Below are 19,086 nucleotides of genomic sequence, written 5' to 3'. Positions count from 1 at the left end.
ATTTTCCCCCTTTCACATTATATTCGTTAGAATAGTGTACCATAAAAAATAAAAGTTTTCCACAGATAATTTTAAAAATCCACACTGTTAAGAAAAAGTTTTCCACAAGATGTGAATAAAAGTCAGAACCTTTGCTGGTCCTGACTTTTTGTAATGATTTTAGTGTGGAAAAGAGTGTTTATAAAAATAAATTGTAAACAAGTCTATTTTAAATTGTTGATAATTCTTTCGAATTCATCGAGGTCATTAAAGCTAATTCGAATTTCTCCGCTCCCGTTTTTCTTCTTGAGAATTTTTGTAGCTGTTCCAAGAGTTTTACTGAGTGAATCTTCCTGTTCTTTTAAAAATTGGTCGCGTTGTTTAAGCTTAGTGTGTTTTTTCTTATTTGCAGCTATTAATTTTTCAAGCGTACGCACACTTAAATCTTTTGATAAAATGAGTTGAACCCATTCGGATTGCTTTTCTTCTGAAAATGATACCAATTGTCGCGCGTGCCCTTGTGAAATTTTTCCTTCTTCTACAGCTTGTTTAGTCTGAGATGATAGATTTAGTAGGCGCAATAAATTACTGATATATGGTCTTGATTTTCCCATGATTTGAGCAACTTCATCATGTGTTAACCCTCTACTAATCAATTTTTGATAAGAGGCTGCTTCTTCTATCGGATTTAAGTTAGAACGCTGCAGATTCTCTATGATAGCCTGATAGAGTAAATCATCATCAGTCAGTTCTTTTACCACTGCTGGTATTGTAGTCAGTCCAGCTAATTGACTGGCTCGCAACCTTCTTTCTCCAGCTAATAATTCATATCCGATAATAGAAGATTTTCTTACAATAATCGGTTGAATTAAGCCATTTTCCTTAATAGATTGAGCGAGCTCAAGTAGCTCCTTTTTATCAAAATGAATTCTTGGCTGATAGGGATTGGGATGGATTTCTGAAATATTTAGTGTACGTAATTCTTCCATATATCCTTATTCTAGCAAAAAAAACGAGACTTTACAATTGTGTAAAGTCTCATTTGTCAATTATTCGCTAAGTTCTTCTGTAGAATGTGTCAACTTAATGTCAACAGTTTGTTTCTGATTATTGCGGTAATAAGTTACAGTGATTGTGTCACCAATTTGATGTTTGTAGAGAGCGCTCTGGAGATCACTCTTATTTTGAATAGCTTCTCCGTCAATCTCAGTAATGACATCAAAAGTTTCTAATTTTCCATCTGCAGGTAGTCCACTTTGTGTAGAGACAATTACGACACCGGATGTTAATTCCGTATTTGATAATCCAGCTTTTTCTAATTGACTAGTTGACAAGGTCGTCAAGTTAACCATATGAACTCCAAGAGCAGGTCGGCTAACTTGTCCAGTTTTTTCAAGCTGATTGATAATAGCTACGGCATCATTTGCAGGAATAGCAAATCCCAACCCTTCTACAGCCACGCCTGAGCTATTTGCAGAACTTGAGGTAATTTTGCTAGAGGTAATGCCTATCACTTGTCCTTGGATATTAATCAATGGTCCTCCAGAGTTTCCAGGGTTGATAGCTGTATCAGTTTGAATAGCGTTGGTTGAGATTGTTTGTCCGTCTTCTGATTGTGAAGTAACTGTCCGACTTAGGCTGGAAATAATACCTTGAGTAACTGTATTGGCGTAGACACTACCTAGAGGACTACCAATTGCGATAGTAGTTTCTCCAACTTTGATTGTATCGGAATCAGCAAATTCAGCAACAGTAGTGACTTTATCTGCTGATATTTTTATAACAGCTATATCAGAATAGGTATCGGAACCAACGAGTTCACCGCTGATTTTTTCTCCAGATGCTAAAAGAATATCAATCTTTTCTGCGTTATTAATAACATGCGTATTTGTCACAATATAGGCATATTGACCATCTTTTTTATAGATAACTCCAGACCCCTCTCCAGCAACAGCTAGTTCGTCAGATGATTCAATATTTCCAATGATAGCACCAAGACTATTGTTGGCTGACTTTTGGTAATTAATAACAGACACAACAGCATTTTGTACTTTCTCTACAGCTTTTGTGGTGGAAGTTTCATTATTATATTGAACATTGCTGACACTAGTGATAGCAGAATTTGCTTGTTGAACCTGTGGTTGGAAGAATGAGGCTGATAAGGCCCCGATAAGACCCCCAAAAAATCCAATTACAAATAGAATCGCAAATTTCAAATATTTTTTCATATAAGGAATCCTTTCCATTTCTTTAATTTTCCTTAAGATTACTCTTGCTTTCTTAATTATAGCTTAAAGTTTTCAAAAATCAATCCACAACCTGTGGATAACTCTGTGAATTATGTGAAAAACTGTAGCCATATCATGATTTTCTAAAAATATTTTCTGTCGTATGTTTGTGGATATGTTACAATTATTTTATGAAAATAAAATTGATTACCGTTGGAAAATTGAAAGAAAAGTACCTCAAAGAAGGTATTGCAGAATATAGTAAACGATTGGGACGATTTACTAAGTTGGATATGATTGAGCTTCCTGATGAAAAAACACCAGATAAAGCCAGTCAGGCAGAGAATGAACAAATATTAAAAAAAGAAGCCGATAGAATTATGTCTAAAATTGGAGAGCGAGATTTTGTCATTGCCTTAGCGATAGAAGGGAAACAATTTCCATCGGAAGAATTTAGTCAAAAGCTATCTGATATTGCAGTAAATGGGTATTCAGATATAACTTTTATCATCGGTGGTAGTTTGGGTCTCGATTCTTGTATTAAAAAAAGAGCTAATTTGTTGATGAGTTTTGGACAGTTGACACTTCCCCATCAACTAATGAAATTAGTTCTCATCGAGCAGATTTATCGTGCATTTATGATTCAGCAGGGAAGCCCATATCATAAGTAGTTTCACGTGAAACAAGGAGTGAAAATGAATCAAAAAGATTATCGTGTTTTTGAGGGATTGAGAATTGCTTGTTCATTAACGTTTATCAGTGGTTATTTAAATGCCTTTACTTTTGTGACTCAGGGTGGTCGCTTTGCTGGTGTACAATCTGGAAATGTTATTTCCCTAGCTTATTTTTTAGCTAAAGGTGACTTTGCGCAGGTAGTTAATTTTTCCATTCCCATTTTATTTTTTGTATTCGGACAATTTTTTACCTACTTAGCAAGAAGGTATTTTGAAAAACAAACATGGTCTTGGCACTTTGGTAGTAGTGTAATGATGTTAGTTCTTATTTTACTAACTATCATTTTCTCACCTATTATGCCTGCGTCTTTTACAATTGCTAGCCTAGCCTTCGTAGCCTCTATTCAAGTAGAAACATTTAGAAGGTTACGAGGTGCTCCGTATGCCAATGTGATGATGACAGGGAATGTCAAAAATGCTGCTTATCTCTGGTTTAAAGGAGTTATTGAAAAAGATTCAGAACTTAGAAAAACAGGTAGAAACATCTTATTGACCATTATAGGGTTTATGCTAGGTGTCATTATATCTACTCACCTATCCTTCCAATTTGAAGAATATGCCCTTATCGGTCTAATTTTGCCAGTTTTATATATTAATTATGAATTATGGCAAGAAAAAAGACCTACTCGAGGTAGGTCTAAATGATTCCAGCAGGATTCGAACCTGCGACCGTTCGCTTAGAAGGCGAATGCTCTATCCAGCTGAGCTATGGAACCTTAACCATTTTATTTTACATTAAACAAAGCACTCTGTCAATACAATAAAAAATCAAAAAAATGTATTGACAAACAAAGTCACATGTATTATACTAGTTATTGTTCTAAAAATGGTCCGTTGGTCAAGGGGTTAAGACACCGCCTTTTCACGGCGGTAACACGGGTTCGAATCCCGTACGGACTATTTCTTCCGCCATAGCTCAGTTGGTAGAGCGCATGACTGTTAATCATGATGTCACAGGTTCGAGCCCTGTTGGCGGAGTAGATAAAGCATAGGAAACCTTGAGAAATCAAGGTTTTTTGCTGTTTTGGTCAAAACTTGGTCAATGAACTTACAAATATTTCAACTTCTATTGCATCTTGGATAAGAATGAAAAAATAGTGAAAAATTGGCATGAATAATCATACAAAAGGGAAATTTGGTCAAAACTTGGTCAATTGGTAGATGACATGATTTTCCTAATTTTTTCAGTTTCTTCCTCCTCTTTTTCCTTAATAAGATGAGAGTAAGTTTCTATAATCTGCTTTGTGTCCTTATGACCTACGATTTTTGAAAGTGTCCAAATATCGATTCCTTCAGCAAGTAAAATACTGATGTAGGTAGCTTTATTTTATTATTTTTGATAAATAAAAAAGCATGGTACTAACAATAATTATTGTGTATCATGCTTTTTACTATATTACTTCATCTGTTCCAATAAACTTTGAAAAGCTTTTATACTTTTTTCCTGTTTATCTTTTGGCAGTTCTGATAGTGAATCTAATAATTGTGAGAGTTCAGGGCTATTTTCCTTGATGCTGATATCAAAAAAGTGTTCAATATCTGTTTCAAGAGCCTCTAAAATTCTTTCAAACGTATCAATTTTAATATTTGTGGCTAGTTGTTCTATCTTATAAGCGTAATTCATTCCAAGGTCGGCTTTTTCTTCTAATTCGTCTTGTGTCCAACCTTTTTCTAGTCGTAAATGGCGTATTCTCTTACCAATATATTGTCTCAAACTCGCATTTTCCATCTTGAATACCTCGTTAATAATTATCTTACAAGGTTTATAGTAAAGAAGAAACTTCTTAAAAGGTTTTTAATCATCTATTTTAGTTGTTAGAGACTAAAAAATGTGGTAAAATAACCTTAAAAGATTAGTTTATTGCATATGGAGGTTTTATGAAGAAATTTGATAATACAATGAAGTCCTACGGTTCTATCCGTAAACTTCGCACAGGTGCAGTGGTTTCAACGCTTGCTACCTCGGTTATTTTTGGTTCAGCAGTTTCGGCTGAAGAGGTTGCTACTCAAGAAGTTGCTACGACTACTGAGTCTGTTGTAGTTTCAGAAGATGTTGCTCAACCTGTTGAGGTAACTCAAGCTGATGTTGACACGGCTCAAGTTCAGGTTACTGAGCTTACAAACCAAGTGACAGTTCAAGAAGATGTCGTTGCTCAGGTTTCTACTCAGGTGGAAGATTTGTCTGCTGTGGCGCCAGAGGTCGTTGCTGAATTGGAAACAGCTACAGTTAAGGCTGAAGAAACAGTTGTTCAAGCAGAAACTAATGTGGCTACTGCCGAACAGTCAGTTACTCCAGCTCAAGAGGTTGTGGCTACTCAAGAGGGTATCGTTTCCGAGGCTGAAAAGGCAGTTGAGGTTGCAAATACGACTGTTGTGAATGCAGAGAAAGCTGTAACTGATGCTCAAGCTAATGTTGACGGTTTGAAAAACATTGACGAAACACTTACTCAAGCTCAAGCTACTGTTGTAGCTGATGAGAAAGCCGTTGAGGTTGCAACTGCTCAGGTTGATACTATTAAGGTTGCCGAGCAAGACAAAGCTCAAGCTCTTGCTACTCAAGAGGGTATCGTTGCTGAGGCTAAGTCTACTGTAGATACTAAATCTCAAGCTCTTGCCACAGCTAAGTCTGAGTTGGTTACTGCAACAAATAAAGTCACTGAAACTAAGTCTACCTTGGATGCTTTGACTGCTCAAGCTACAGGCGAAGAAACTCAGTTGACTATTCCTATTTCTGCCGAGTATTTAAACACTCTTAAAGCGTATATTGCAGGCGGTAGTCGCAGTACAGAGCTTTCAAATCGCTTGAAAGAGTTGGGTGCTGAGGCTTACAAGCAAGTCGGTGTAACCTCTATGAACGTTCTTGACGGTCAACTTGTTAAGTTTCAAGATACTGACTGGATTTTGAAGTACTCAGACTACGACAACTCTCGTCGAGTTGAGATTGGTAATTTGACAGATGCTCAGCGTAGTGAGTTAAATGATTACTTCCTAGCTGTCGTGAAGCCTGTTCGTGAAGCTTTTGGGGTATCTGAGTTTAAAACTTCAGATAAGATGGTTGAAATGGCATCTGTTCTTGACTCTCGAACTAATACTCGCCTAATGGGACATGACCTTACGACTCAACGTTAGGTAGCTAAAGAATTCGGTGTACGTACTATTATTGATAATATTGGCTACGCAGGAGGTAATGAAGGTGTAGAAACTATGGCTACGCTCAAGCGTGATATCTTTAGTCAAGCTATGTTGATGTTATACGTTGACGACCATGCTCGTTGGGGACACGCAAGTTGGATGATGAGGGCTAATTTAGATTACACTACTGTAGGTGTAACTAAGTTTGTAGGTGACCCGTACAGTTCACGTAAGATTCACTTCATTTTCACTGAAGGTGTGGAGATGGCAAAACTCCAAGACACAAACGTTCGCACAGCCCCATCATCTGCAACTGACACACGTGCAACAGCCCTAGCAAATGCTAAAACAGCTTACAACACAGCTTTGGCTCAACAAGGTACTGCGAGTCAAAAAGTTACTGCTGTTGAGTTTGAGTTGCAAAATGCACAGTTTGCTTACAACTCTGCTAAAGCTGAACTTGACCGTTTGAAATCAGGCACCTCTAACCTTGCAGATGCTGAACGTACTCTTGCGGAGGCAACAGCTCGCTTGAATGCAAGCCGTCAAAAACTGGTTGAGGTTCAAGCTACTTACAATAACTTGAAAGCAAAAGAAGTAGAAGCTAAACAAACTTTGGCGACAGCTCAAAAGACACTTGAGAACGCTGAGGTTACTCAGGCTCAGGCTGTGGCTCGTTTGGACTCTGAGAAGGTTACACTTGCACATTTTCAAGGTAAGCTGGCTACAGCTCAGGGTATCTTGGACAAAGCACGCTCTACCTACGCTGAAGCGGTCAAAGTACGTGATGAGTTGAAAGCTAAGTTGAACAATGTACGCAATGCAGGTACATTGTTGGCTCAAGCTAAGGCTGACTTGGAGGTTGCTGAAACTCGTTTGGCTAACTTGAAGGTTGCTTTAGGTCGAGCTGAGGCAAATCTTACTTACTTGAGGTCACTTCTCCCAATCACTTCTAAAGGTGAGCCTGCTTACCATGAGTTACCAGCTCTTGAAATTCCAAAAGAATTGCTAGATAAGGTTGACGCTAAGGTTGACGGCAAGGTTGACGGCAAGGTTGACACTAAGGTTGATACTCCTGTGGTTACTGTTCCTCTTACAACTACTCAGGTTGCCAGCTCTGTTCCTGTTCCAGCTCCTGTAGTTGCACCTCAAACTGAGCCTGCTAAGGTTGCAGTTGAGTACAACACGTTACCTGTTACAGGAGAAACTGAAAATATCATGTTGTATATCGGAATCGGTCTACTTGGCTTGGCTGGTTTAAGTAAAAAAAGAAATAAAAGAACAATTTAATTAAGATAACTAAAAAATCTTCTTACATATTGTAGGAAGATTTTTTGGATTCCTAAAAATTTCAGAAAGACTACGCTATTCTAACAATTTTTAGGAATGTTAATAGAATTTTAAATTTTTTAGTTACTCCGAAATACTTCTTTGTCAAAACTTGGTCAGACTGTATTATTATAAAAATTCTGCATAATTTAGGAAATACATAAATATTTTATAAAATTTCATGTGGTCAAAATTTGGTCAAATTCCTTCTTTTCATTACTCCATAGATAAGTGACAAACCCTTGATTATCGCTATTTTTGTTATCTATTTTAACTTATTTTAACGTACAATTATCTGTTGGCGGAGTAGATAAAGCATAGGAGACCTTGAGAAATCAAGGTTTTTTGTTTTTTACAAGAAAAAACCGAGAAAGTTTAGGATTCTCGGTTCTTAGAATAATAGTATCTAATGAATTGATAGGAGAAAAATACAAAAACTGCACCAAAAGAAATCAGTAAACCTAGATAGAAACCATTTGGTATAAAGGTTAAAACTAGTTTAGTTTGACCTGGACTTACATCCACTTTCATAAAACCCTCTTGCGCTTTTTGGATTTTGATAGGTTTACCATCAATGGTTGCATTCCATCCTTTATCATAGGGTAAAGTAAGGAGGAGCGAGGCTTCTTTATCGGTTACAAAATCAACGGTTACTTTATTACCATCAGTTTTTGTTACTACTTGTTTTTCTTGGAGAATGGAAATAGCCTGTTGGAAAGCTAATAAGTCCAATCGATAAAATTGTGGTTTATCAAAAGAAACTTGATTATTTTCAGGAAAATATACATCGACTTGAACTTGTACATCTGTAGTAAAGCTCCCCACATTGAAGAAAGAGAAAGCATTATCTAGTGTAAACTCACTTGACTGATTATTGACAGTAATGACAATCTTTTTTTGATTCTCATTTGAGAATGTTAAATTTGGCAAATTTAAGTATACCTGGCTATTTGCAGGTATATTTACTAAGAAAGTTGCCTTTGCAGCATCCTCATTGTCAACTTTGTTGACAGTCATTCGATTGTTCAGTTCAACTGTATTTTGTGAAACAACATCTGATAAAGTGTGGTAGTATTTTTGAGATAGCCCGGTTAGTTGATTAAGAAAATTTGTTTGATTATCGAGAGTCAGATTTGTAAAATTGACATCTCTGTAAATCCCTTCAGTCAATAGTGCTAACCCTAGATTAAAACTATTTTCGTAAAGATTAATAGTAGACTGACTCTGATTCAGTGTGAAACCAAACTTATTTGGGTCCGTAGTAGCTAAATTATATTTGATTCCGAATAGGCTATCAGCAATAATTGTATTATTCTGATAACGAAGATTCAAATTGGTACCGTCTGAACGGAAACCGAGCTTATCTAGTACTGAGCTGGAAGCACGATTTCGAATGGAGGAGAATTGAGAAATACCGTTGTAATTGAATTTCATGCTATCATTGCCAGTTTGTGGTAATAGACGTTCTATACGATAAAATGAATCAGTTGTAGTCTTTGTAGACTTTACAATACTGTCAATATCTGTCAATTTTTCTTCATAGTTTGATCGGCTAGGGAAATGCCATTCATCAGAAATCCCCTGAACCTGATAATGACTATGTAATCCAAGTTCTAAGAAAGTGAAGAACAATAAAACAATATTAGTCCATTTTAAGGATGATTTATAGCGAATCATTGCTACAAAAAGAATGAAGTAGGCTATTAGAAATTCTAGTGTGAGTAGGAAATTTACATCCATTAGAAACTCATAATGATCTCTAAAAATAAAGGTAGAAGCAAAGCAAATGAGTAAAAATGAAACAATCAGAGTAAAATTTTTAATACTTACTTGACGTAGTCGTACCAATGTCTCTGCTGCTAAATAGATAACGGTTATTGATAGAGCCCATGCATAACGATAGAGGAACATATTTGGCGCATGCATACCTTGCCAAAAAAGATTGAGTGGTTGTAGGTAGAAACTTGAAATAATGAATGTAAAGAATAGAGAATAGGAGAGTTTGACAGTTGGTTTTATTTCTTTTAATGTAAAGAATAATAAAGCGAGTATTAGTGGAACGAGACCAACAGAGATCATGGGAATAGAACCGAATTTTGTTGTATCAAAGCTACCAACTAAGTTTTTTGCAAAGAAGTCCAGATACCAAGAGTCTTCGGTTTTTAGGTTGACAATTTTTGTAAATGTCTCACCGTGAGTTTTTAAATCCAAGTAGGTTGGTAACAACATGAACATGCTACTTAGAGCAGATAAAATTGACACTATTGTAAAGTTGATAAATCTTTTGATTCTCTGACTATCTATCCATGATAATTGAACCAATGTCCATAATGTTAGAAAAATAGCCACCATATACCCGAAGTAATAGTTTTGGATAAACAAGCATGTTAATGTTATGTAGTAGAGAATCGGACCCTGTTTTTTTAATAATCGATGTAATCCAAGAAGAATTAGTGGGAGGAGTATAAAAACGTCTAGCCAGTTGTTTATTTCTAATTGACTTGTACTAAAACTCATCAGAGAAAAACTAATAGCGAGTAATAGTGCCCATTCTTCTTTCAAATTTTTATGGATACCCTTTAGGCTGACATAAGTTGACAACCCAGTCAATCCAAATTTGACAATAGTGACAAGATAGATAGCGTCAGGAATGGATTGTAAATCAAAGAAAAAGACAATTGGAGACAGGAATGAACCTAGGTAATAGGAGGATAGAGCATAAAAATTGAGTCCTAAACCACTTGAAAATGTGTAAAATAAAGAGCCGTCTCCGTGTAAAGTATTTCGTAATGTTTGATTAAAAATAACATACTGATGGAAGCCATCACTGGCCAATATTGTTGTATCACTTCCCCACCAGATTCCTTGAAATGCTAAGACGATAGAAATAATAGTCAGCGGAATAAGGAAAGAGAAGAGATAATAAATGGATGTTTTTGTAAATATTTTTTTCATAGATTTAAAAGAAAAGGCGAATAAATCGCCTTTTTATTATGCTTTCCAAAGTTCTTGTACTTTAGCCTGTACTTCAGCATTTTCCAAAAATTCATCATAAGTTTCGTCGATTCGATCGATAACACCGTTTTTAGAAATGACGATGATATGGTTTGCTAAAGTTTGAATAAATTCGTGGTCGTGGCTGGCAAAGATGATGGACTCTTTAAAAGCTTTCAAACCATCGTTTAGACTGGAAATTGATTCCAAGTCCAAGTGGTTGGTTGGATCGTCTAAGACCAAGACATTTGACTTGAGGAGCATGAGTTTTGACAACATCACGCGCACTTTTTCGCCCCCTGACAAGACGTTTACAGGTTTGTTAACCTCATCACCCGAGAAGAGCATACGTCCCAAGAAACCGCGCAAGAAGGTATTGTCATCTTCTTCCTTGCTGGCAAATTGACGGAGCCAATCAAGGATAGATTCGTTTGTATCGAAGTCACGAGTATTGTCTTTTGGTAAGTAGGATTGACTAGTAGTGACACCCCACTTGACAGTACCTTCATATTCAATATCACCCATAAGAGCACGAATGAGAGCAGTTGTTTGGATGTCGTTTTGACCAATAAGAGCAGTCTTGTCACCTGGACGCAGGATAAAGCTGATATTGTCAAGAATCGTTTCACCATCGATGACAACTTTTAAGTTTTCAACTGTTAAGAGGTCATTACCGATTTCACGTTCTGATTTGAAGTTGATAAATGGATACTTACGGCTAGAAGGAATAATTTCCTCCAACTCGATTTTATCCAACATCTTCTTACGTGAAGTAGCTTGCTTAGACTTAGAGGCATTAGCAGAGAAACGAGCAACGAATTCTTGTAATTCCTTGATTTTTTCTTCTGCTTTGGCATTACGGTCAGCTTGTAGTTTAGCTGCTAATTCACTAGATTGTTTCCAGAAGTCGTAGTTACCAACGAAAATCTTGATTTTACCGAAGTCAAGATCAGCCATATGTGTACATACTTTATTTAAGAAGTGACGGTCATGGGAAACAACAATGACGGTATTTTCAAAATCAATGAGGAAGTCTTCCAACCAGTTGATGGATTGGATGTCTAAACCGTTGGTTGGCTCGTCCAAAAGAAGAACATCGGGTTTACCAAAAAGCGCCTTGGCTAAGAGAACTTTGACCTTTTCACCATTTGTCAATTCGCTCATATTTTGGTAGTGAAGGTCTTCTGAGATGTTGAGGTTTTGGAGTAACTGTGAAGCTTCGCTCTCAGCTTCCCATCCACCAAGTTCAGCAAATTCACCTTCTAACTCGGCAGCTCGGACACCATCTTCATCAGAAAAGTCTTCCTTCATATAGATGGCATCTTTCTCTTTCATGATGCTGTAAAGTTGGTCATTTCCCATGATAACGACGTCAATCACACGTTCATCTTCGTAGTCGAAATGGTTCTGACGAAGGACAGAAAGTCGTTCGTCAGAACCAAGGGAAATATGGCCAGTTGTTGGTTCGATATCTCCTGCTAAGATTTTTAAAAAAGTAGATTTTCCGGCACCATTAGCACCAATCAATCCATAGGTATTTCCTGCTGTAAACTTAATGTTAACATCATCGAATAATTTACGATCGCTGAAACGTAGCGACACATCTGATACTGTAAGCATAGTTTCTCCTATTTTTCTGTCTATTAGTTTTATTGTACTAGAAAGAACTTGAATTTTCAATGAATTACATTGGAATCAAAATATCTTCATTATACTGTTTGTGGTCTTTTTGAAGACTGAATCCACGTCCTTTAACTTGAGTTGCTGGCATGACAATTAGAAATGCAGTATCGTCGATTGCAAGAATATTTGTTTCAAGTTTTTGAATTTCTGGACGTGAAACGGTTGTCATCAGCATTCGTTGTTCTTTACCTGTAAACCCACCAACAACAGGAAATTCAGTAACACCTCGATCAACAACTGTTGTAATGTATTCTTTTATTTCTTCATGATATCTCGATATAATCATTACATTTCGAGAGGAATCAGCACCGGACATCATCAAGTTGACAATATAAGTGATGGTCATCAGTGCGAGGATGGAGTACATTACAGAATCAGGATCAAAAGCAATAAAACCTATAATAACGATTATTCCATCAATTATACCCATTAAAATCCCAATAGGAATCGGGGTTAATTTATTGAGTAATTGAGTAATAATTCCAGTACCGCCAGTTGAAGAATTTCCAAGAAAAACAAGACCAATTCCAATTCCAACAATAATACCACCAAATAGTGCTGCTAATAGCGGATCTTTAGTAAGTGTTGGAAGTGAGTCTGTGAGTTTAAGAAAAAATGGGTAAATATTAGAACCATATACGGTCTTCAAAAAGGTTGTTCTACCTAGAAAAACGTAACATGCAATAAGTAGGGGAATGTTAACGATAAATACAAAGGTGGCTGGATTTATTTCAAATAATTTGTTAATACTAATAGCCAGACCACTTATACCCCCGGAAGCGATGTTGTTCGCTAAAAAGAGGCTGTTAAAGCCAACAGCCATGATAAAGGTACCAATGGTAACTAGAAAAAACTCTTTAAATCGTTGCATAATAAGCTCCACAAAAAATAATTCTATACTATTATCCATCATTCTCTTGGTAGCGTCAAGGCTTTACTGACCTTGACTTTCTAATTTTTTGCGGTTATAATAGGAATCAATCAGAAGAGTAGTAAGTGGATAATTTTTAGAGAGTTTGTGGTTGGTGGAAACAAACAAGAGTCGCTTATGAATGGACTGAGTGAATAGAATCTGAACAAATAAGGATTCGGCTAGCAGGCCTTATGTGCGAAAAGATATAAGCTTATTTAATGCTTATAAGTGAGGTGGCACCGTGTCCTTGACGCCCTCGCACAGTTTTCTGTGCGTGGGCTTTTATTATGTAAAAGGAGAATAATTTATGAGTAAACCGATTATCCTAACAGGAGACCGTCCAACAGGCAAATTACATATTGGACATTATGTTGGTTCGTTGAAAAATCGTGTTTTATTACAGGATGCAGGTCAACATGAACTTTTTGTCTTTTTAGCTGATCAACAGGCTTTGACAGACCATGCAAAGGAACCGGAAAAGATTGTTGAATCCGTTGGAAACGTAGCGCTAGATTATCTAGCGGCAGGACTTGATCCAGCTAAGACAACGATTTTCATTCAGAGTCAAATCCCTGAATTGGCAGAGTTAACCATGTACTACATGAACTTGGTATCTGTTGCGCGTTTAGAGCGTAACCCAACAGTTAAAACAGAAATTGCTCAAAAAGGTTTTGGCGAAGGAATTCCAGCTGGCTTTTTGGTTTATCCTGTATCACAAGCGGCGGACATCACAGCTTTCAAGGCAAATTTTGTCCCTGTTGGAAATGACCAGAAACCTATGATTGAGCAGACTCGTGAACTTGTTCGTAGTTTTAATCATGCTTACCAAACTGATGTTTTGGTAGAGCCAGAAGGCATTTATCCTGAAAATGAGGCAGCCGGTCGCTTGCCAGGTTTGGACGGCAATGCCAAGATGTCTAAGTCACTTGGAAATGGTATTTATCTGGCAGATGACATGGATACACTCAAAAAGAAAGTCATGTCCATGTACACTGATCCCAACCACATCCGTGTTGAAGATCCAGGTAAGATTGAAGGAAACATGGTTTTCCACTATCTTGACGTTTTTGGGCGCGAAGAAGATAAGGCTGAGATTGAGGCTATGAAGGAGCACTATCAACGTGGTGGTTTGGGCGATGTGAAGACTAAACGCTATTTGCTGGACATTTTAGAGAGAGAATTAGGACCAATCCGTGAACGCCGTCTGGAGTTTGCACAGGATATGGGACAGGTCTATGCAATGTTGGAAGCAGGTAGCCAAAAAGCTCGCCAAGTTGCTGCGACAACTCTTGATCAAGTGAAGTCAGCTATGGGAATTAACTATTTTAAATAAGGTTAACAATAAAAGAGCAATGTTGAAAAAATGTTGCTTTTTTCATTTGTTTTACGACACAGCAAAAAACAAACGTTCGATTTTTATAGATAAAACTGAATAGAATTTTCTGAATTTTTAGGATTGACAATATTAAAGCGAATAATGATTGACAAATGATTTCAAAATGTTATCATAATTAAAATACAAATAGCAATCAAGCTACACATAAATAAGAAAAGAGGAAGAAAATGTCAAACTGGGACACTAAATTTTTGAAAAAAGGCTTTACTTTTGATGATGTATTACTTATTCCGGCTGAAAGTCATGTTTTACCACATGATATTGATTTAAAAACACAATTAGCACCAAATTTGACCCTTAATCTTCCGATTATTTCTGCTGCCATGGACACTGTAACAGATAGCAAAATGGCTATCGCTATGGCACGTGCAGGTGGTTTGGGTGTCATCCATAAGAATATGTCTATCGCGGAGCAGGCAGATGAGGTGCGTAAGGTAAAACGTTCTGAAAATGGTGTCATTATCGATCCATTTTTCCTAACACCAGAACACACCATTGCTGAGGCTGAGAAATTAATGGCAACTTATCGTATTTCAGGTGTGCCAATCGTTGAAACATTGGAAAATCGTAAATTGGTTGGTATTATTACCAACCGCGATATGCGTTTCATTTCCGACTATTCACAGCCAATTTCTACCAACATGACAAGCGATGCTTTGGTAACAGCGCCAGTTGGAACAGACCTTGCGACTGCGGAGGCTATTCTTCACAAGCATCGTATTGAAAAATTGCCATTGGTTGATGAAAATGGTCGTTTGTCAGGCTTGATTACTATCAAAGACATTGAGAAAGTCATTGAGTTCCCAAATGCTGCGAAGGATGAATTTGGTCGTCTTTTGGTTGCGGGTGCTGTTGGTGTCACATCAGATACTTTTGAACGTGCAGAAGCCCTTTTTGAAGCGGGTGCAGACGCGATTGTCATCGATACAGCTCATGGTCACTCAGCAGGTGTTCTTCGTAAGATCAAAGAAATCCGTGATCACTTCCCAACTCGTACCTTGATTGCCGGCAACATTGCCACAGCTGAAGGAGCTCGTGCTCTTTATGAAGCTGGTGTTGATGTTGTCAAGGTCGGTATTGGCCCAGGTTCAATCTGTACAACACGTGTCATTGCAGGTGTTGGTGTACCACAAGTGACAGCTATCTATGATGCAGCTGGTGTTGCGCGTGAATATGGTAAAACCATTATCGCTGACGGTGGTATCAAGTATTCTGGAGATATTGTCAAGGCACTTGCTGCGGGTGGTCATGCCGTTATGCTTGGTTCTATGTTTGCAGGAACGGATGAAGCACCAGGTGAGACAGAAATCTTCCAAGGTCGTAAGTTCAAGACCTATCGTGGTATGGGCTCTATCGCTGCCATGAAACAAGGTTCAAAAGACCGTTACTTCCAAGCATCTGTAAATGAAGCCAATAAACTTGTTCCAGAAGGAATTGAAGGACGTGTAGCCTATAAAGGTTCTGTTGCAGATATGATTTTCCAAATGGTTGGTGGACTTCGCTCAGGTATGGGTTATGTAGGTGCTGGTAACTTGAATGAATTGCATGAAAATGCTCAGTTCATCGAAATGTCAGGTGCTGGTTTGAAAGAAAGCCATCCACACGATGTTCAAATTACAAACGAAGCTCCAAACTATTCAGTACAGTAAACAAAAACAAGACCCTCTTGACAGGGTCTTTACTTTTTTGTAAATTTTATTGACAATAGTGTAAACAATCTTATTCTGACTCAGTAACCTTACCAGACTCAATATGGAAGATTTTTAAACTATCAGGTAGCTTATGTAAATGGTCTAAAGAGGTCGTTGTAATAAATGTTTGAATCGTATCTGTAATAGTTTCTAGTAGCTTGATTTGACGATTATTATCCAGCTCACTCATAACATCATCTAAGAGTAGAATTGGGTACTCTCGTGTGACTTCTTTCATCAGCTCGATTTCAGCCAGTTTGAGTGACAGAACGAGACTGCGGTGTTGTCCTTGACTACCATAATGGGCATTCATTCCATTTATAAAGAAAGCTACATCATCTCGATGTGGTCCAACTCCTGTATTTTTCTTAAATAAATCACGTTTGCGACACCTTTCCAATTCCGTCAAGAATATGTCAATTAAATTGACAGAATTAGTAAACTTAATTGAGGATTGATATTCGATAGTTAGTTCCTCTCTCTTATCTGAAATATCTTGAACTTTTCTATTTCCGAATTCCTCTAATTTCTTTAGAAAGTCAATACGATGTTGGATAACACGACTACCATATTCAGCAAGTTGCTGATCTAACACGGATAGGAAGTTCTCATCAATCTTATCTGTAGATTTGAGGTAAGTATTTCTTTGTTTTAAAACGTGGTTATAATTCGATAGGTCAGAGAGATAGAGTGGTTTGATTTGCCCGAGCTCGACATCGATGAACTTTCTTCTCAAAGCAGGGGCACCTTTTATCAGCTGTAAATCTTCTGGAGCAAATAGGACGACGTTCATATGTCCAATGTAATTAGAAAGTTTTGCTTGTTTGAGATGGTTGACCTTGGTCACTCGCCCCTTATCTGTCAAGTGAATGTCAAGTGGAACTTTACCGCTTGCGCGATGGAGTAAACCCGAAATAGATAATTCCTTTTCTTGAAACTGTAGTAGGTCCTTATCTGTCCGTGTTCGATGACTTCGTGTTAAAGCTAAAGCATAGATAGATTCTAGAATATTGGTTTTTCCTTGGGCGTTTTCGCCTAAAAAGACATTGAGCCCTTTGTGGAACTCAATATCTAATTGGTTGTAATTGCGAAAATGTTGTAACTCTAATCGTTCTAGCCACATGTCTACATACCAGGGAAACGAACAGGTTTTCTTTCAGTCTTTTTAGTTGCTTTTTTAGGAGTTTTTACCTGTTTCTTATTCTTTTTATTTTCTTGATTTAACTTTTTAACGATTGCAGCCACACGTTCTTTTTCAGTTTGATCTTCTTGGTGTTGCTGTATTTCTTCTGCACTAGGTGCGACGATTGTGATGCTGGTGTTGTGGTCTGGGAGTGTGATAACATCTCCGACACGGATTTTTTTACCGCGTCTTTTTTCATCCTCTCCATTGAAAAGAATGGTATTTTCTTCTAAAAATCCTTTAATGGCCCCTCCTGAATGGAGAATACCAGTCGTTTTTAATAATGCTTGTAATGTGATGTAGTCATCAAATAATTTAAATTCCATAAGTCACCTCGTTACAGAATATTATATCACAAAATGGTATGTTTCTGATTTTATGTGCTGAAAACCCAGTCGTATCAAGGACTTTTACAGTCCTGTAAAGTCCTGTAAACTGAATTTGTTCACCTTTTTGTACACCCTCAAAGATTCCCGAGAGCTTTTTCATAAAATGTAACAGCATCTTTTGCCCTCTCTTTTGAAAGGTGGCTATAGATGTCCATGGTCATTGATATTCTGGAATGACCAAGGCGATGCTGGAGTTCCTTATAGGGTATTCCGGAGTTAAGCAGCAAACTAGCGTGCGTGTGGCGGAAACCGTGAAAGCCGATGTTAGGCAGTCCGATATTCCTCAGGCGTGTGGTCAACCTGTTCCCTAGGGTCTTATCCTCAGGATAGTCATGGATAAAGTCGGAAAATACTACCGTTTCAGAACGTCCGAGGGTCCAAGCCTCTTGTATCTGTCGCCGTCTGTACTCTTTCAACATGGCTACCGTCTGCCCGTCGATGTTTATATCACGTATGCTGGCGTTTGACTTGGGGGAATTGATTGATCCGTAGCGGTTTAGTGTTTTTGTGATGCTGACCGTGGCGTTGTTCAAGTCAATATCTGACCAGTGCAGTGCCAGCACCTCATTGATACGGCAACCAGTGGCTAATAGAAACTTGTATAAAGTCACTTCGTAGAGGTTTCTGTACCTAGATAGGTCCAAGCCGTCCAAGTAGTCAAGAAACTGCTTAAGTTGCTTATCGTTGAAGTGCTTAACTTTCTGCCTAGTGGCTTTTTTTGCGTTCCTGGGCAATATGACTTCCCGAGCTGGATTGTATGGCAGAACTTGCATAACAACACCGTATTGCAATATACGTTTGTTCAGCGCGTGGATTTTGTCATAGTGCAGACAGGCACCAGCTTCCCCTGTATTTGTTTTGTCTGCTAATTTGATGACGATACTTTGGAGGAGTGGGGTCGTCAGTTTATCGAGCTTATAGGCTCCGAATAGTGGAATGACGTGCCTATTTAACAGTGCTTTGACATTCCCACGGGTATTTGGCTTTACTGTGTGCTTATAGCTATTCCACCACAATTCTGCCAACTCTTTATAACTGGTTGTGGTGGCACTTTGGTAGCGTGTTGCCCCGTCTGTTTTAAAAGTTGCAATAGCTTGCTGAGTTTTGTTTTTAACCTCCTTCTTGGTCCTGCCCGTGATATTAGTCTTGACTTTCTTACCAGTGATGGCATCTACTCCTAGGTAAACACTGGCACGGTAGACAATGCTACCATCTTTCTTTTTTACCTCAGTTATTTTCATGATATTCCCTTTCTATCATCAGCAGGCAAGCCGTAAAGGTTTTATATCATGCGTAAAGCCACGAGAATAGCTCTATTTTCGTTTATTTTGGCTTAGTAGGGTAAAATATATCGGTCAAGATTAAAATGCGAATATGGGCGTTTTGGAGCGTTTGACAGGGTGGATAATATTCTGATATGATAGACAAGCCCCCG

Annotated in this window: 15 protein-coding genes, 3 tRNA genes, 1 pseudogene and 1 other annotated feature; of the genes and pseudogenes, 9 read left to right on the top strand and 10 right to left on the bottom strand. The window is 37.8% G+C overall.

Features of this window, described 5'->3' with window-relative positions; all coding sequences use genetic code 11:
- Positions 1-203: 203 nt before the first annotated feature.
- A complete protein-coding gene (locus tag GPW69_RS10615) occupies positions 204-968 on the bottom strand; it encodes a ParB/RepB/Spo0J family partition protein (protein ID WP_074391312.1) in 765 nt (254 codons plus the stop codon).
- A 60-nt stretch (positions 969-1,028) separates the two neighbouring features.
- The gene (locus GPW69_RS10610; RefSeq protein ID WP_074391311.1) at positions 1,029-2,225 is read right to left on the bottom strand and encodes a S1C family serine protease; all 1,197 of its coding nucleotides are present in this window, start codon (positions 2,223-2,225) and stop codon (positions 1,029-1,031) included.
- Between the two features lie 173 nt (positions 2,226-2,398).
- Between GPW69_RS10610 and rlmH the strand changes: the two genes are divergently transcribed.
- Together rlmH and GPW69_RS10600 are read left to right on the top strand one after the other, a co-directional pair.
- Positions 2,399-2,878, top strand: coding sequence for a 23S rRNA (pseudouridine(1915)-N(3))-methyltransferase RlmH (gene rlmH / locus GPW69_RS10605; protein WP_004194528.1), 480 nt, complete (start codon positions 2,399-2,401; stop codon positions 2,876-2,878).
- Between the two features lie 24 nt (positions 2,879-2,902).
- Complete coding sequence (locus GPW69_RS10600) at positions 2,903-3,586, top strand: YoaK family protein (RefSeq protein WP_053867304.1); 684 nt, start codon at positions 2,903-2,905, stop codon at positions 3,584-3,586.
- Here GPW69_RS10600 and GPW69_RS10595 read toward each other — a convergent pair.
- A tRNA-Arg gene (locus GPW69_RS10595) sits at positions 3,584-3,657 on the bottom strand. The two genes, GPW69_RS10600 and GPW69_RS10595, sit on opposite strands and share 3 nt — an antisense overlap.
- A gap of 112 nt (positions 3,658-3,769) precedes the next feature.
- On the opposite strand from GPW69_RS10595, the gene GPW69_RS10590 reads away from it, so the two are divergent.
- A tRNA-Glu gene (locus tag GPW69_RS10590) sits at positions 3,770-3,841 on the top strand.
- Positions 3,842-3,846: 5 nt separating this feature from the next.
- Positions 3,847-3,919 (top strand) — tRNA-Asn (locus tag GPW69_RS10585).
- A gap of 418 nt (positions 3,920-4,337) precedes the next feature.
- Here GPW69_RS10585 and GPW69_RS10580 read toward each other — a convergent pair.
- Entirely contained in the window at positions 4,338-4,670 is a 333-nt protein-coding gene (locus GPW69_RS10580; protein ID WP_024378806.1) for a helix-turn-helix domain-containing protein, read from the bottom strand.
- Positions 4,671-4,819: 149 nt separating this feature from the next.
- Here GPW69_RS10580 and GPW69_RS10575 point away from each other — a divergent pair, with 149 nt between their 5' ends.
- The 3 genes and pseudogenes from GPW69_RS10575 to GPW69_RS10835 all read left to right on the top strand — a co-directional run bounded on the left by GPW69_RS10575 (position 4,820) and on the right by GPW69_RS10835 (position 7,363).
- Entirely contained in the window at positions 4,820-6,070 is a 1,251-nt protein-coding gene (locus tag GPW69_RS10575) for a hypothetical protein (RefSeq protein WP_074391310.1), read from the top strand.
- A 12-nt stretch (positions 6,071-6,082) separates the two neighbouring features.
- A pseudogene (locus tag GPW69_RS10840) lies at positions 6,083-6,679 on the top strand (SEC10/PgrA surface exclusion domain-containing protein); the annotation flags it as partial.
- 63 nt (positions 6,680-6,742) lie between these two features.
- Positions 6,743-7,363 (top strand): LPXTG cell wall anchor domain-containing protein, encoded by a 621-nt coding sequence (locus tag GPW69_RS10835; protein ID WP_269472432.1) that lies wholly within the window; start codon positions 6,743-6,745, stop codon positions 7,361-7,363.
- A 414-nt stretch (positions 7,364-7,777) separates the two neighbouring features.
- On the opposite strand, the gene GPW69_RS10565 is transcribed toward GPW69_RS10835, so the two are convergent.
- The 3 genes from GPW69_RS10565 to GPW69_RS10555 form a co-directional block, all read right to left on the bottom strand.
- A complete protein-coding gene (locus GPW69_RS10565) occupies positions 7,778-10,357 on the bottom strand; it encodes a YfhO family protein (protein ID WP_074391308.1) in 2,580 nt (859 codons plus the stop codon).
- Between the two features lie 36 nt (positions 10,358-10,393).
- Positions 10,394-12,016, bottom strand: coding sequence for an ABC-F family ATP-binding cassette domain-containing protein (locus tag GPW69_RS10560; RefSeq protein ID WP_074391307.1), 1,623 nt, complete (start codon positions 12,014-12,016; stop codon positions 10,394-10,396).
- A 64-nt stretch (positions 12,017-12,080) separates the two neighbouring features.
- Entirely contained in the window at positions 12,081-12,953 is an 873-nt protein-coding gene (locus tag GPW69_RS10555; protein WP_024391641.1) for a YitT family protein, read from the bottom strand.
- Between the two features lie 93 nt (positions 12,954-13,046).
- Positions 13,047-13,253: a binding site (T-box leader), on the top strand.
- Positions 13,254-13,299: 46 nt separating this feature from the next.
- Here GPW69_RS10555 and trpS point away from each other — a divergent pair.
- A complete protein-coding gene (trpS, locus tag GPW69_RS10550; RefSeq protein ID WP_024391640.1) occupies positions 13,300-14,325 on the top strand; it encodes a tryptophan--tRNA ligase in 1,026 nt (341 codons plus the stop codon).
- Between the two features lie 230 nt (positions 14,326-14,555).
- Entirely contained in the window at positions 14,556-16,037 is a 1,482-nt protein-coding gene (gene guaB / locus GPW69_RS10545; RefSeq protein ID WP_074391306.1) for an IMP dehydrogenase, read from the top strand.
- A gap of 70 nt (positions 16,038-16,107) precedes the next feature.
- Here the strand turns inward: guaB and recF are convergent, their stop codons facing one another.
- From recF to GPW69_RS10530, 3 genes are all read right to left on the bottom strand, one after another.
- Positions 16,108-17,202, bottom strand: a complete 1,095-nt coding sequence (recF, locus tag GPW69_RS10540) for a DNA replication/repair protein RecF (protein ID WP_074391305.1) — start codon at positions 17,200-17,202, stop codon at positions 16,108-16,110.
- Between the two features lie 2 nt (positions 17,203-17,204).
- On the bottom strand, positions 17,205-17,588 hold the full coding sequence (yaaA, locus tag GPW69_RS10535) for a S4 domain-containing protein YaaA (RefSeq protein WP_074391304.1): 384 nt from the start codon (positions 17,586-17,588) through the stop codon (positions 17,205-17,207).
- A gap of 137 nt (positions 17,589-17,725) precedes the next feature.
- On the bottom strand, positions 17,726-18,892 hold the full coding sequence (locus GPW69_RS10530; RefSeq protein WP_074391303.1) for a tyrosine-type recombinase/integrase: 1,167 nt from the start codon (positions 18,890-18,892) through the stop codon (positions 17,726-17,728).
- Between the last annotated feature and the right edge of the window lie 194 nt (positions 18,893-19,086).

Source organism: Streptococcus suis, assembly GCF_902702775.1.
GTDB classification, from domain to species: Bacteria; Bacillota; Bacilli; order Lactobacillales; family Streptococcaceae; genus Streptococcus; species Streptococcus hashimotonensis.
This window is presented reverse-complemented; position numbering and strand designations above follow the sequence as displayed.